The organism is Agromyces sp. NPDC058110, assembly GCF_042884735.1.
Classification (GTDB): Bacteria; Actinomycetota; Actinomycetes; order Actinomycetales; family Microbacteriaceae; genus Agromyces.
The window spans coordinates 1-13,270 of record NZ_JBHVTI010000003.1 but is presented as its reverse complement, the minus strand read 5'-3'; the positions used below and the strand labels follow the sequence as shown (position 1 = coordinate 13,270).

The following is a 13,270-nucleotide window of genomic DNA, read 5'->3' as shown; positions in this document are numbered from 1 at the left end:
TACGATCAGTGCGTGACGCACGATCGGTGACTCTAATTCGTCATCGCCCCGCACTTCATCGTGCGTCACGCACCTCGAGGTGCGTGACCCCCCTGTGGAACGCCCCGATCGCTCGAACCCGAAGGACGACATGACGATCACGGATGCCGCAACGGCCCGCCTCGACGACCGCGCCGGCCTCCCCGAGGCAACCGGGCTCGACGCCTGCGACGCCCCGCCGGCCTGCGACGCCGAGGACTCCGAGACCCGGCTCATCCGCGAGGTGCTCTCGCGCGTCGGCGACAAGTGGAGCCTGCTCGTCATCCGCATGCTGCACGAGCACTCCATGCGCTTCACCGAACTGCATCGCAGCATCGACGGCATCTCGCACCGCATGCTCACGCAGACGCTGCGCAACCTCGAACGCGACGGGCTCGTGTCGCGCACGAGCTACCCCGAGATCCCACCTCGAGTCGAGTACGCGGCCACCGATCTCGGCCGTTCACTCGCGCTGCCCGTGCTCGGACTCGTCGAGTGGGCCTCGGCGAACCACACGAGCATCACGCGCGCACGCGACGCGTTCGACGCGGCCCGCGACTGACGCGCGACGCCGCCGCCGCCGACGCCGACGCCGACGCCGCCGAGCGTCGCACTACGGTCCGGCGCGGCCGCAACGCACGACGAAGGCCGACCCGCGCGTGGCGGATCGGCCTTCGGAGGTCGTGAGGTCGTCGCTCAGACGACGAGGAAGAGCTGGCCCAGCACGAGCGCCGCGATGATGAACAGCGCGATGATCGCGCCGACGATCGCGAGCGACTTGCGCGAGAGGTTCGCGACGGCGTAGCCCACCAAGAACGGCAGCGCGGCCAGGAAGATGGTCGCGAGCCACCAGAACGCGGTGTAGCCGCCCTGGCTGGCCTCGTCGAGCCGGCCCGAGAACAGCTGCTGCGTGTTCGGGTGCGTCGCGAACGAGAACGCCGCCGAGAGCGGGATCGCGATGAACGCCGCGACGATGAGGCCGACGAGGAAGCCCCACAGTCCGGACTTGCCATCGGTGACGTTCATCGCCTCTTCGTGCTGCTGCGCCTTCGAACTCATGCGCATCACTCTAGTAGGAACCGTCAATGCGGGTTTAGCCTGAAATGACCGAACCAACGGGGGGCGACGATGTCCGTGAAACCGACCGGCCACTACCAGCAGAGGGCAGACGGGCTCTACCTCGAGTTCGACCGCCTCTTCCATGCACCGATCGTCGACGTCTGGTTCAGCCTGACGAATCGCAACGCCATGAAGGCCTGGGTCGGCACCTACACCGGCAGCCCGGCGACCGGAGCCGTCAAGTTCCGCATGAACGCCGAGGAGGGCTACGCCGAAGACGAGGGCTGGGAGCCGGTCAGCATCCTCTTCTGCGACCCCCCGCACCACTTCGTCGTCGACACGGGCGGCGACGCGCAGCACATGCGGCTGCTCGCCAACCTCACCGAGCGGGGCGGGCTCACGGCACTGACCTTCGGTCAGCGCATCTACCCCCAGACGGATGTCGCGAGCATGGGTCCCGGCTGGGACTACTACCTCGACCGGCTCGTCGCCGCGCGATCGCACGCGGCCATGCCCGAGTGGGAGACCTACTTCCCGGCGTTCAAGCGCTACTACCAGGAGCTCACGATCCCGCCGCGCAACCCGACACCCGCCGAGCGCGAACTCGAAGACGACGACGGTCCCGCGGCGGAGGGACTCACGGCCGTGGGAGAGGTCGACGAGGCCTCCGCCCCGACGACCCCGGCCTGAGCCGTCGCGCCCGGCGCGGCAGGCGGTCCGCCGGAGTCCGCCGTCCCTAGACTGACGCCGTGAACACGGCAGACCGCATGCGGCGGCGCGAACCCGCACAGAGCAACGGCACCTTCTTCGCGAACCACCCGCTGCGCTGGGGGTTCATCGTCTCGCTCGGCGTGATGCTCGCGGCGCTCCTGGGCATCGCCGTGGTCAACCTGCAGAGCGTGATCCTGTCGGTCTTCATCGCCGCGTTCGTGGCGCTCGGACTCGACCCGCTCATCCGCTGGTTCGAGCGCCGGGGCCTGAAGCGCGCCTCGGCCATCGTCGTCGTGATGCTGCTCTTCATCGGCGTCGTCGTCGCCATCGTCTGGATCGTGCTTCCGCCCGTGATCCAGCAGGCGACGAGCCTCATCACCAACATCCCCAAGATGGTCGCGAACGCCGAGTCCTCGGGCTGGTACGACAACGTCAACGACGCCACCAACGGACTGCTCGCGGGCATCGTCGACGCCGTGCAGGGCATCCTCACCGACCCGAACTTCTGGGCCACCGTCGGCGGTGGGGCGCTCGCGTTCGGCGCCTCGGTCATCTCCGCGATCTCGACCGGCTTCTTCGTGTTCGTGCTGTCGATCTACTTCATCGCCACGCTCGATGCCACCAAGCGCGCCTGCTACACGCTGATCCGAGCCTCGGAACGGGCCCGCGTGAGCGACCTCGCCGAGCGCATCATGCTCTCGGTCGGCAAGTACCTGAGCGGCATGGTGGTGCTCGCGTTCATGAACGCGGTCTACTCGACTATCCTGCTCGCGGTCGTCGGCGTGCCGTACGCGCTCGTCATCGGCGTCGTGGCCTTCTTCGTCACCCTGATCCCGCTCATCGGTACCGTGCTCACCACGATCCTGATGACGATCATCTCGCTGCTCGTCTCGCCCACCGCCGGCATCATCGTGCTGATCTTCATGCTCGTCTACATGCAGGTCGAGGCCTACGTGCTGACGCCGAAGGTCATGGGCAAGGCCGTGCAGGTGCCCGGCACGATCGTGCTCATCTCGGCCCTGGCCGGCGGCACGCTGCTCGGCCTGCTCGGCGCGCTCGTCGCGATCCCGATCTCGGCGGGCATCCTGCTCATCATCCGCGAGGTCACGATCCCGAAGCAGGCCAAGCTCTAGGCGACCGCGTCCGCCGGCCCGTCAGCCGCGAGACCCATACCGTCGGCCCGTCAGGCCCAGACCGACGGCGCGTCTGCGCGCGTGGCCGGCAGCGCGACATCCGCACCCCAGCGCTCGATCCACTCCGGCAGCCCACCGCTCGCGGGGGCGCCGAACACCTCGATGAGCTCGGAGACGGGCACGACGCCGCCGGCCTTGCGCAGGAACCGCGCGCGGATGAACCCCTGCGCGTAGATCTCGGGAGCACCGTCGGCGCCCGGGCGCACGAAGCGCTGCTCGAGGTAGACCGCCTTGTCGTCGTAGCCCGTGATGCGCGACTCGATCGTGAACCGGTCCCAGAGCTCCAGCGACTTGCGGAACGTGATCGTCTCGCTCGCCACGACCGGGTACCAGGCCTTCTCGCGCATGAGCCGCCACACGCCGTTGCGCACGAGCATGTCGAAGCGCGCGACATCCATGATCGAGAAGTACACGCCGTTGTTCATGTGCCGGTTGATGTCGAGATCGGTCGGCAGCGTGATGAAGTCCGTGCGCGCGACGTCGTCGGGCCCGAGGTCGGGCTTGCGGCGCGAGAGGAACAGCACGTGCAGCAGCGTGCGGAAGATCATGTGCATAGTCGACGACTGTACGACCGTTCCTTGGTCGATTCCCCATCATTGGCGGGTCGCCACAGCGAGCGAGCGGATGCCGCGCGCCCCGGTTGTGCGGATGCGAGAGGGGCGCGCGGTCGAGGCGAGGTCAGCGCCCTTCGGGCACGTGCCGCTCGTCGGGGCCGTTGTAGACCGACAGCGGACGGATGAGCGCGTTCGAGGCGAGCTGCTCCATGATGTGCGCGGTCCACCCCGTGACGCGGCTCGCCACGAACAGCGGCGTGAAGGTCTCGGTGTCGAAGCCCATGAGGTGATAGGTCGGGCCGGCCGGGTAGTCGAGGTTCGGCTTGATGTTCTTGCGCTCGCCCATCGCGGTCTCGAGCGCGACGTAGAGCTCGAGCAGGTCGGGCCGGTCGTAGTACTCGACCATGCGCTCGAGGGAGTCGCGCATGGTCGGCACGCGGGAGTCGCCGTGCTTGTAGACCCGGTGGCCGAATCCCATGATCTTGCGCTTCTCGGCGAGCGCCGCGTCGAGCCACTCGACCGCACGCTCGGCGCCGCCCTCGCCGGGCCCGATCTCCTCGAAGGCGTGCATGACGGCCTCGTTGGCGCCGCCGTGCAGCGGTCCCTTGAGCGCGCCGATCGCACCGGTGACCGCGGAGTACAGGTCGGCGAGCGTCGACGCGATGACGCGGGCGGTGAAGGTCGACGCGTTGAACGAGTGCTCGGCGTAGAGGATCATCGACACGTCGAACGCGCTCACCACCGGCAGCTCGGGCAGCTCGCCGAACGTCTGCCAGAGGAAGTTCGCCGAGTAGCCGAGGTCGTCGCGGGGCTCGACGAAGTCGAGGTCGTGGCGGCGGCGCTGGTCGTAGGCCACGATCGAGGGCAGCTTCGCGAAGAGCCGGATCGACTTGGCGAGGTTCGCCTCGCGGGAGTCGTCGGGCGTCTCGGGGTCGATCGCGCCGATGACGCTCACCGCCGTGCGCACGACGTCCATCGGGTGCGCGGTGAGCGGGAGCTCGTCGATGATGCGCTTGATCTCGTGGTCGAGGCCGCGCAGCGAACGCTCGAGCTGCTCGAACTCGGCGAGCTGGCGCTCGTCGGGCAGCTCGCCGTTCCAGAGCAGGTACGCGACCTCTTCGAACGTCGCCGACGCCGCGAGCTCCTGCACGGGGTACCCCCGGTACAGCAGCGAGTTGGTCTCGGGGTTGACCTTCGAGACGGCCGTGTAGTCGACGGGGACTCCGGCGAGTCCCTTGTAGATCTCGGGTGCCTGCTGCTGGTCGCTCATCGTGCTCCTCATCGAGTTCGGTTCGCCGGTGGGCGGTGACGACCGCCCACCGGTATTGGTCGGGCCGTCCCCGACCGACGCGTCGTCGGCCGGGGACGGAGGTGGTCAGAACAGTCCGCTGGGGATCTCCGCGCCGACGAGCGCACCGGGCGCCGCGGTGACGGTGAGGCCGCCGAGCTCGTCGGGCGTGAGCTCGGGCAGGCGCTGCGCGAGGTCGAGGAACCGCTCGATCTCGGCCTCCTCGAGCACCCACTCGGCGAGCGTGCGGAACTTCGACACGTACTGCTCGCGCGCGAACGGCCGGGCGCCGAGCGGGTGCGCGTCGGCGACGGCGATCTCGTCGACGATCTCGCCGCCGTCGGCGAGACGGATGACCACGCGGCCGCCGAACGCCTTCTCGGCGATGTCGTTCGAGTGGTACCGGCGGGTCCACTCGGCGTCCTCGACCGTGGAGACCTTCTTCCAGAGCTCGACGGTGTCGGCGCGGTGCGCGCGCTCGGCCCCGTAGGAGGTCTCGTGGTCGAACGAGCCGTCCTGCAGCGCGACCGTGAAGATGTACGGGATCGAGTGGTCGAGCGTCTCGCGCGAGGCGTCGGGGTCGTACTTCTGCGGGTCGTTCGCGCCGGATCCGATGACGTAGTGCGTGTGGTGGCTGGTGTGCAGCGTGATCGACTCGATGCGCGAGGGCTCGTCGAGGATCAGCGGGTACTCCTCGTGCAGCTTGCGGGCCAGGTCGATCCACGCCTGCGCCTGGTACTCGGCGGAGTGCTCCTTCGTGTAGGAGTCGAGGATCGCGCGCTTGGCCTCGCCGGGCTCGGGCAGCGGCACCTCGTAGGTGGCCTCCGGCCCGCCCAGCAGCCAGGCGATGACGCCGTCTTCACCCTCGTAGATCGGCACGGGGCTCGTCTCGCCGCGCATCGCGCGGTCGACCGCCTCGACGGCCATCTTGCCCGCGAAGGCGGGGGCGTGCGCCTTCCAGGTCGAGATCTCGCCCTTGCGCGACTGCCGCGTCGCGGTGGTGGTGTGCAGCGCCTGGCCGATGGCCTGGAAGATCGTCTCCTGGTCGAGCCCGAGCAGGGTGCCGATGCCGGCGGCGGCCGACGGGCCCAGGTGGGCGACGTGGTCGATCTTGTGCTGGTGCAGCGAGATCGCCTTCGCGAGGTCGATCTGGATCTCGTAGCCCGTCGCGATGCCGCGCACGAGGTCGCGGCCCGTGAGGCCGCGGCTCGCGGCGAGGTGCTGCGCGACGGCGGTGATCGGCGGGATGTTGTCGCCGGGGTGCGAGTACTCCGCGGCGAGGAACGTGTCGTGGAAGTCGAGCTCGCGCACGGCGACGCCGTTGGCCCATGCGGCCCACTCGGGACTCGTGCGTCGGGCGGCGTCCGCACCGAAGACGGTCGCGCCGTCGCCGCCGATCGACACCGGGTGCGCGAGCGCCTGGCTGCGCGCCGAGACGACGGGCTTGCGTGCGAGGGATGCCGCGGCGACCGCCGCATTGTCGATGACACGGTTCACGACCATGTCGACGACGTCGTCGTCGAGTTCGACGGGATCGATGGCGATTCCGGCGAGCTGCCACGCGAGTTGGCCCTCTCGTGCGAGGTTCTCGTCGCTGCGGTGCATGCGCAGGTGGTGGGTCAGCATCGGTTCCCTTTCGTGGTGTGGTGCCTGTGCCTCAGGCTACGCGTCGAGCCTCGATCGAGGCGAGCGCGTGGCGAAGACTCATATGCAGGTGCACGTGCGTGGCGTGCGCGGCGAGCGACTGGTCGCGGGCCGCGATCGCCTCGACGATGAGGCGGTGCTCGGCCGCTGCGGCGCGGAGCCGGTCGGGGTCGTGCCTCGCGAGCCGCCTGACCCGCGTCGAGTGCAGGCGAACGCTCCGCAGCGCGGCGCTGAGGTGCGGGTTCGCGACCGCCTCGTCGACGGCGAGCTCGAAGTCGGCGATGACCTCGTAGTACTCCCCGAGGCCCGCGGAGCCGGCGTCGACGAGCGTGCCCGCGGTGCGGAACCGATCGGCGATCGCGGCGAACCGGTCGTGGTCGCCGCGGCTCGCGGCGAGCCGGGCCGCCTGCTCCTCGAGGGCCTCTCGCAGCTCGTAGAGGTCGACGATCGACCCGGCCGAGAGTTCGGCGACGGCGAGCACGCGCGCCGACTGCGCCGAGACCAGTCCGTCGGAGACCAGTCGCGCGAGGGCTTCACGCACGGGCGTGCGCGAGACGCCGAGCCGTTCGGCCTGCTCGACCTCGGCGAGCACGGTGCCCGGGCCGAGCGAGCCGTCGAGGATCTCCTCGCGGAGGGTCGCATAGGCGCGTGCACTGGCCCGCATCGTCGCTCCCCTCGCCGTCGTCACTGCTCTATGTATACAGATGATGCGGAATCAGCGCAATCCACTGCGAAGATCGCGCCTTCTGCATACACTGCGGCGATGAACGGCGCAGGGTCAGTCGAACACGCTCCGATCGACGGGGTGACCGAGCACCTGCTCGAAGAGGTTCTCGGGCAACTCGGCCGATGACGCGGGGCTCCAGGCCGGGTTGCGATCCTTGTCGATGACCTGCGCCCGGATGCCCTCGTGCAGGTCGGGCTGCCCGACGAACCACGACACGAGCCGGAACTCCTGCTCGAGCGCGTCCTCGAGGCGCGGCAGCGTGCGGGCGCGCCGCACGGCGCCGAGGGTCACCGCGAGGGCGGTCGGCGAGAGGGTCTCGAGCTCGTCGGCCGCGGCGGCCGCGTGCTCGCGGGCGGATGCCGCGGCATCCGTCTCCCCCTCGACCGCCGGGCCGGCTGCGAATGCGCGCAGCCGCTCGAGGATCTCGGCCGTCGCCGGCGCGGAGTAGCAGGCGTCGATCCAGTCGCGGTCCGCCGCGAGCGCGGACGGGCCCGGCGTCTCGTCGAAGAGCATGACGATCTCGGCGGGGCTGCCGGGATCGGCGCGCTCGGCGAGCGCCTGCAGCAGGTGGGGCAGGCTCTCGGAGGGCACGAGGGCGTCGGCGAACCCGGCGTGGATCGCGTCGGCGGCGTCCATGGTGCGCGAGTTCAGCGCGAGGTGCACGCCGAGCTCGCCCGGCGCGTTGGCGAGCAGCCAGGTGCCGCCGACGTCGGGCGTGAAGCCGATGCGGGTCTCGGGCATCGCGACGCGCGACCGCTCGGTGACCACGCGCACCGACGCGTGCCCGGCGAGGCCGACGCCGCCGCCCATGGTGATGCCGTCCATGATCGCGACGACGGGCTTCGGATACCGGGCGATCGCGGCGTTGAGGCGGTACTCGGTGCGGAAGAAGGTCTGCGCCTCGGCGGTGCGCCCGCTCGTCGCGAACCCGTGCAGCTCGCGGATGTCGCCGCCCGCGCAGAAGCCCCGGTCGCCCGCGCCGTCGAGCACGACGACCGCCACCTCGCTGTCGTGCCGCCAGGCCTCGAAGACCTCGCCGAGGGCGACGATCATGTCATAGTTCAGGGCATTGAGCGCCTTCGGCCGGTCGAGCGTGATGTGGCCGACGCCGTCGGCGACGGTTGCAGAGATGTGGTCGCTCACGTCTGCCACCGTATCGCCGTCGGCCGTGGCAGCGCAGGGAGTACCATCGCCGGATGGTCCCCCTCGAGTCGCTCGGCGCGTTCGTGCTCGCGTCGATCGTGCTGATCGTCATCCCCGGCCCGAGCGTGCTCTTCGTCATCGGGCGCTCGCTCGCGCTCGGTCGGCTCGGCGGACTGCTCAGCGTCGTGGGCAACGCGCTCGGCATGGTGCCGCTCGTCGCGGCCGTGGCGCTCGGCGTGGGCGCGATCGTCGCCCAGTCCGTCGTGCTCTTCACGATCATCAAGTTCGCCGGCGCCGGCTACCTCGTCTACCTCGGCATCCAGGCGATCAGGCACCGAGCGGATGCCGCGGCATCCGTCGATCGGAGGACCGCGCCGCGCTCGCACTGGCGCCAGCTCGGCGAGGGCTTCGTCGTCGGCGTCACGAACCCCAAGACGATCGCGTTCTTCGTCGCCGTGCTGCCGCAGTTCGTCTCGTTCGGCGCGGGGTCGATCCCGCTCCAGCTGTTCGAGCTCGGCATCGTCTTCATCGTGCTCGCGATGCTCTGCGACTCGGTCTGGGCACTCGCGGCGAGCGCCGCCCGCGGCTGGTTCGCCCGGTCGCCGAAGCGCATCGAGCACCTTTCAGCAACGGGCGGCGTGATGATGATCGGGCTCGGCGGCGTGCTCGCCCTGAGCGGCAACACGCACTGACCGACGCACGTTCCGCGCACCGCTCCTCCCCCTGGCCGACATTCGACCGGTCCGGGTGGAACCGTCGAGACGCGAGGTCGACAGTCCTCCGCAGAGCTAGCGTTCGCTCATGCTGCATCCGTTCGAGATCCTCGCCGAACCCGTCCGTCGCAGGATCGTGGAGATCTTGGCCGGCGGTTCGCACCCGGTCGGGATGCTGACCGACGCCGTCACGGCGGAGTTCGACATCTCGAGATCTGCGGTCTCGCACCATCTCCGCATGCTCCGAGACGCGCGGGCGGTGACGGTGACGCCGGACCTGACCGTGCGGCACTACCGACTCGACGAACGCTTCCTGCACCGACTCGACGACGCCGTCGGCGAGCTCTTCGTGCTGTGGGACCATCGGTACGGCTTCGGCTCGGGCGCCGACGGGTCCGAGGGGTCCGACGAGAATGCACGGCCCGGCCGGATGCCGCTGGGGCCTGTCTCTCCGTCCCGCGTCTCCCACGTCGATCGTCGATCCCCGGTGAATCCGTCGCAGCCCGGTCCCGCCTGTCGTCCGCACCGCGCTGGCGGCAAGGGTCGCAGGGGTTCGCCATCCCGCGGGACCTGGGACCTCCGGGAGGAGTGACTGGCCGGCCGCGCCGATCCCTCCGATCCCCCGGTCTCCCGAGCTCCAGACCTCCCGGCCTCCCGGCCTCCCGGCCTCCCCGCCTCCCGGCCTCTACGGGCCCCGGCACCAGGCACCCGGCACCAAGCCCGTGTCTCCCGAGGCCGCTCAGGCCCCGCCTCGGGTTCTTGACCCACCCACGACGTGCGGGAGCGGCCACGAGTCGGTCGGGCGACGCGTTTTTCCGTATGCCAGTTCCGCCTCATCGATGAGGCGCAACTGGCATAGCGATCGAGCAGGGCTGGCGAGCCGGGACCCGACCTGGTGGAAGTCTTGTTCAGGACTGGGCGTGGATGTCGCAGCGTCGGGGCGGCGACAGGTGCGAAACCAGCGCGGCCGGGCAGACAGCCACCAAGCGGGCCTTGCGACCGTGCGACCCCGGTCCGTAGCTCGTAACTCGTAGCTCGTGGCGGATGGCGCATGGCGCATGGCGTGTGGGGCGTGAGACGCGAGGGCGCGAGGCACTCGAGAAGGTACCCGGCAGGCGAACCCGACGCTCACCCCGCCTGCTCCCGGCATCCGCTCGTAGAATCTCGGGGTGGCCCTCGCCAAGATCCTCCTCTACTACGCCTTCGCGCCCCTCGCCGACCCCGATGCCGTGCGCCTCTGGCAGCGCGACCTTGCGGAGTCGCTCGGGCTGCGCGGCCGCATCCTGCTCTCGAAGGACGGCATCAACGGCACGCTCGGCGGCGAGATGGGCGCGCTCAAGCGCTACGTGCGCAAGACCCGCGAGTACCCCGCGTTCAAGCACATCGACTTCAAGTGGAGCGAGGGCACCGGCCTCGACGCCGAGGGCGCGACGCTCGACTTCCCGAAGCTCAGCGTCAAGGTGCGCGACGAGATCGTCTCGTTCGGCGCGCCCGGCGAGCTGCGCGTCGACGATGGGGGCGTGGTCGGCGGCGGCACCAGGCTGACGCCCGACGCCCTGCACGAGCTCGTGGCGGAGCGCGGCGACGACGTCGTCTTCTTCGACGGACGCAACGCGCTCGAGGCCGCGATCGGCCGGTTCGCGGGAGCGGTCGTGCCCGACGTCGAGACCACGCGCGACTTCGTCGAGCTCCTCGACTCGGGCGAGTACGACGACCTCAAGGGCAAGCCCGTCGTCACGTACTGCACCGGCGGCATCCGCTGCGAGGTGCTCTCGAGCCTCATGACCAGCCGCGGGTTCGGCGAGGTCTACCAGCTCGAGGGCGGCATCGTGCGCTACGGCGAGCGCTTCGGCGACGACGGCCTCTGGAAGGGCTCGCTCTACGTGTTCGACGGGCGCGGCTCCATCGACTTCAGCGACCACGCCGCCGTCATCGGCGAGTGCGGGGTCTGCGGCGAGGCGACCAAGCGCACCGTCAACTGCACGGATGCCTCGTGCCGCACGCAGCTCGTCGTGTGCGCGTCGTGCGACACCGCCGAGTGCGCGGTGCACGCGGCGGCCTCGCCGTCGCGCGTCGAGTAGCCGTCCGAACGATCGCGCGCCAGGCCGGCAGGCGCTCGACTATTCGGTCAGGGTGCGGACCGCGTCGGCGAGGCGGTCGCCGCTCGGCGTGCCCTCGGGGTTCAGCAGCCACAGGATGGCGAGGCCCTGCACGAGCGCGAAGCTGAACTCCGAGAGGGCCCGAGCGCGGTCGGCGTCGAGGTCGGGGTGCGCCGCGGAGAACTCCTCGGCGATGCCCTCGTAGGCCCCCTCGACGGCGGCCTGCATCTGCTCGCGGCCGACGGGGTTGCGCACGATGCGCAGGGTGTTCTCGAGGCTCGCGAGCAGGGCCTCGCGGTTCTCGGCGAAGACGGCCGGCATGCCGTTCCAGAGTCGCGCGAACCCGTCGATCGGTGCGTCGTCGCGACCTGCGAGGATGAGCTCCCCCATGCCGTCGCCGATCGCCGTGCCGAGCGCGTCGAGCAGCGCCTCGGTGATCAACTGCTCCTTCGACCCGAAGTGGTAGCCGATCGCGGCGAGGCTGACACCTGCAGCACCGGCGATGTCGCGCGCGGTCGCCTTGGCGACCCCCTGCTCCACGATGACCTTGCGAGCGCCGGCCAGGAGGTCTTCTCGATTGCCCATGAGCCCACGTTACTCGAACGTCTCAGACATATGTCCTAGACAAAGCAGGTTTGCGGTGTTAGACATTCGTGTAAGACATATGTGCAATTCCAGACGGACACGCGAAGAAGGACGACGACATGAGCACTCCCCGCATCCTGATCTCCGGCGGCGGCATCGCCGGCAACGCGCTCGCCCTGCAGCTCGTGCGGGCGGGCATCCCGACCACGATCGTCGAACGCGCGACCACGCCCCGGCCCGGCGGCCAGGCCGTCGACCTTCGCGGCGCCAGCCGCGAGGCCGCCGAGCGCATGGGCCTCATGCCCGGCATCCGGCGCCACCGGCTCGACGAGCGCGGCATGAGCTACGTCGACGGCGACGGTCGCGTCTACGGCCGCATGGCGATGGAGGACTTCGACGGCAAGGGCGCGGTCGCCGAGGTCGAGATCACGCGCGGCGACCTGAACGGCGTGCTGCTCGACGCGCTGCGCGAGGCCGCGGCATCCGGAACCGAAGCCACCCGGGCCGACGGTGCCCGAGTCGACGGCGCAGACCTGCTCGACCAGCGCTACGGCGACCACCTCACCGCGGTCGAGCAGGATGCCGACGGAGTCGACGTGACCTTCGCCTCCGGCCGCCGCGAACGGTACGACCTCGTGGTCGGGGCCGATGGCGTGCACTCCGCGACGCGACGGCTCGCGTTCGGGCCCGAATCGGACTACGTCACGAACCTCGGCGGCTACGCGGCCTTCTTCACGATGTCGACCCCCGACGACGTCGAGCCCGGCTGGTTCGCGATGCGGCTCGTGCCCGGCGCGATGTTCGGCATCCGCCCCGACGGCGATCCGACCACGTCGAAGGCCATCATCAACGTGCGGACGGCGACCGATCCCGCGCTCCGCGGCGACCGCGCAGCGCAGCAGGCGCTCATCCGCCGGGCGATCGCGGGCGGCGGATGGCACGCCGACCGCATCCTCGACGCCATGGAGCGCGCCGACGACTTCTACTTCGACGACCTCGCGCGCGTCGACCTGCCGAGCCTCGCGAACGGCCGGGTCGTGCTGCTCGGCGACGCCGCGACCTGCGGCTCACCGCTCACGGGCATGGGCACGGCGATGGCGATCGTCGGCGCGTACCTGCTCGGTCGCGAGATCGTCGGGCTCGCGCATGCCGCGGGGTCGCCGTCGGTCGGCTCGCGCCTCCTCGCCGGCACCGGCGGCCTCGGCGACTCGGCAGCCGTCGCGGCGGCCCTCGCCCGGTTCGAGGCCGAGCTCGCGCCGCACACGGAGAAGTCGCGCCAGATCCCCGGAGGCAGCCTCGCCGTCATGCTGCCGCGCACCCGCCTCATGTCCGCGTTCGCCAAGGTGAACGTGCGGCTCATGCTCTCGCGCCCGATGCGTCCGTTGGCGAAGCGCCTCTTCGTCGACGGCGGCGAGGGGCCGTCGCTGCCGGCCGAGCGCGAGCGGCAGGTCGTCGTCGCGGTGCCGGCAGCCGAGTGACGCGCGGGAGGAGATTCGCGCGAGCGGAGGGCGTTTCCGTGTGAACCGCCCTCCGCTC

At 70.4% G+C, this 13,270-nt stretch carries 14 protein-coding genes; 7 read left to right on the top strand and 7 right to left on the bottom strand.

Annotated elements, in window-relative coordinates:
• The first annotated feature begins 94 nt into the window (after positions 1–94).
• Positions 95–580: a winged helix-turn-helix transcriptional regulator gene (locus tag ACFVS8_RS07685; protein WP_387059832.1), complete on the top strand. Its 486-nt coding sequence runs from the start codon at positions 95–97 to the stop codon at positions 578–580.
• A 134-nt stretch (positions 581–714) separates the two neighbouring features.
• Here the strand turns inward: ACFVS8_RS07685 and ACFVS8_RS07680 are convergent, their stop codons facing one another.
• Positions 715–1,077 (bottom strand): hypothetical protein, encoded by a 363-nt coding sequence (locus ACFVS8_RS07680; RefSeq protein WP_387059829.1) that lies wholly within the window; start codon positions 1,075–1,077, stop codon positions 715–717.
• Positions 1,078–1,146: 69 nt separating this feature from the next.
• Here ACFVS8_RS07680 and ACFVS8_RS07675 point away from each other — a divergent pair, with 69 nt between their 5' ends.
• Positions 1,147–1,767, top strand: a complete 621-nt coding sequence (locus ACFVS8_RS07675) for an SRPBCC domain-containing protein (RefSeq protein WP_387059826.1) — start codon at positions 1,147–1,149, stop codon at positions 1,765–1,767.
• A gap of 59 nt (positions 1,768–1,826) precedes the next feature.
• Entirely contained in the window at positions 1,827–2,921 is a 1,095-nt protein-coding gene (locus ACFVS8_RS07670) for an AI-2E family transporter (protein ID WP_387059823.1), read from the top strand.
• Between the two features lie 50 nt (positions 2,922–2,971).
• Here ACFVS8_RS07670 and ACFVS8_RS07665 read toward each other — a convergent pair whose 3' ends face one another.
• From ACFVS8_RS07665 to ACFVS8_RS07645, 5 genes are all read right to left on the bottom strand, one after another.
• A complete protein-coding gene (locus ACFVS8_RS07665; RefSeq protein ID WP_387059820.1) occupies positions 2,972–3,535 on the bottom strand; it encodes an acyl-CoA thioesterase in 564 nt (187 codons plus the stop codon).
• A 124-nt stretch (positions 3,536–3,659) separates the two neighbouring features.
• Positions 3,660–4,805: a bifunctional 2-methylcitrate synthase/citrate synthase gene (locus ACFVS8_RS07660; protein WP_387059818.1), complete on the bottom strand. Its 1,146-nt coding sequence runs from the start codon at positions 4,803–4,805 to the stop codon at positions 3,660–3,662.
• Between the two features lie 105 nt (positions 4,806–4,910).
• Complete coding sequence (locus tag ACFVS8_RS07655) at positions 4,911–6,449, bottom strand: MmgE/PrpD family protein (RefSeq protein ID WP_387059815.1); 1,539 nt, start codon at positions 6,447–6,449, stop codon at positions 4,911–4,913.
• Positions 6,450–6,480: 31 nt separating this feature from the next.
• Positions 6,481–7,131, bottom strand: a complete 651-nt coding sequence (locus ACFVS8_RS07650) for a GntR family transcriptional regulator (protein WP_387059812.1) — start codon at positions 7,129–7,131, stop codon at positions 6,481–6,483.
• Between the two features lie 114 nt (positions 7,132–7,245).
• The gene (locus ACFVS8_RS07645; RefSeq protein ID WP_387059809.1) at positions 7,246–8,337 is read right to left on the bottom strand and encodes an enoyl-CoA hydratase/isomerase family protein; all 1,092 of its coding nucleotides are present in this window, start codon (positions 8,335–8,337) and stop codon (positions 7,246–7,248) included.
• Positions 8,338–8,390: 53 nt separating this feature from the next.
• Here ACFVS8_RS07645 and ACFVS8_RS07640 point away from each other — a divergent pair, with 53 nt between their 5' ends.
• The 3 genes from ACFVS8_RS07640 (at position 8,391) to ACFVS8_RS07630 (ending at position 11,131) form a co-directional block, all read left to right on the top strand.
• On the top strand, positions 8,391–9,029 hold the full coding sequence (locus ACFVS8_RS07640; protein WP_387059806.1) for a LysE family translocator: 639 nt from the start codon (positions 8,391–8,393) through the stop codon (positions 9,027–9,029).
• Positions 9,030–9,138: 109 nt separating this feature from the next.
• The gene (locus tag ACFVS8_RS07635; protein ID WP_387059803.1) at positions 9,139–9,642 is read left to right on the top strand and encodes an ArsR/SmtB family transcription factor; all 504 of its coding nucleotides are present in this window, start codon (positions 9,139–9,141) and stop codon (positions 9,640–9,642) included.
• A gap of 577 nt (positions 9,643–10,219) precedes the next feature.
• The gene (locus ACFVS8_RS07630) at positions 10,220–11,131 is read left to right on the top strand and encodes a rhodanese-related sulfurtransferase (protein ID WP_387059800.1); all 912 of its coding nucleotides are present in this window, start codon (positions 10,220–10,222) and stop codon (positions 11,129–11,131) included.
• 39 nt (positions 11,132–11,170) lie between these two features.
• Here the strand turns inward: ACFVS8_RS07630 and ACFVS8_RS07625 are convergent, their stop codons facing one another.
• Complete coding sequence (locus ACFVS8_RS07625; protein ID WP_387059797.1) at positions 11,171–11,734, bottom strand: TetR/AcrR family transcriptional regulator; 564 nt, start codon at positions 11,732–11,734, stop codon at positions 11,171–11,173.
• Between the two features lie 119 nt (positions 11,735–11,853).
• Between ACFVS8_RS07625 and ACFVS8_RS07620 the strand changes: the two genes are divergently transcribed.
• A complete protein-coding gene (locus tag ACFVS8_RS07620) occupies positions 11,854–13,212 on the top strand; it encodes an FAD-dependent monooxygenase (RefSeq protein WP_387059794.1) in 1,359 nt (452 codons plus the stop codon).
• Positions 13,213–13,270: the final 58 nt, after the last annotated feature.

Bases quoted from the DNA above. Each gene is read 5' to 3' on its own strand.
- ACFVS8_RS07640 (WP_387059806.1), top strand. From the start codon at position 8,391: ATGGTCCCCCTCGAGTCGCTCGGCGCGTTCGTGCTCGCGTCGATCGTG.
- ACFVS8_RS07655 (WP_387059815.1), bottom strand. From the start codon at position 6,449: ATGCTGACCCACCACCTGCGCATGCACCGCAGCGACGAGAACCTCGCA.
- ACFVS8_RS07625 (WP_387059797.1), bottom strand. From the start codon at position 11,734: ATGGGCAATCGAGAAGACCTCCTGGCCGGCGCTCGCAAGGTCATCGTG.
- ACFVS8_RS07660 (WP_387059818.1), bottom strand. From the start codon at position 4,805: ATGAGCGACCAGCAGCAGGCACCCGAGATCTACAAGGGACTCGCCGGA.
- ACFVS8_RS07680 (WP_387059829.1), bottom strand. From the start codon at position 1,077: ATGAGTTCGAAGGCGCAGCAGCACGAAGAGGCGATGAACGTCACCGAT.
- ACFVS8_RS07665 (WP_387059820.1), bottom strand. From the start codon at position 3,535: ATGCACATGATCTTCCGCACGCTGCTGCACGTGCTGTTCCTCTCGCGC.
- ACFVS8_RS07620 (WP_387059794.1), top strand. From the start codon at position 11,854: ATGAGCACTCCCCGCATCCTGATCTCCGGCGGCGGCATCGCCGGCAAC.
- ACFVS8_RS07635 (WP_387059803.1), top strand. From the start codon at position 9,139: ATGCTGCATCCGTTCGAGATCCTCGCCGAACCCGTCCGTCGCAGGATC.
- ACFVS8_RS07650 (WP_387059812.1), bottom strand. From the start codon at position 7,131: ATGCGGGCCAGTGCACGCGCCTATGCGACCCTCCGCGAGGAGATCCTC.
- ACFVS8_RS07675 (WP_387059826.1), top strand. From the start codon at position 1,147: ATGTCCGTGAAACCGACCGGCCACTACCAGCAGAGGGCAGACGGGCTC.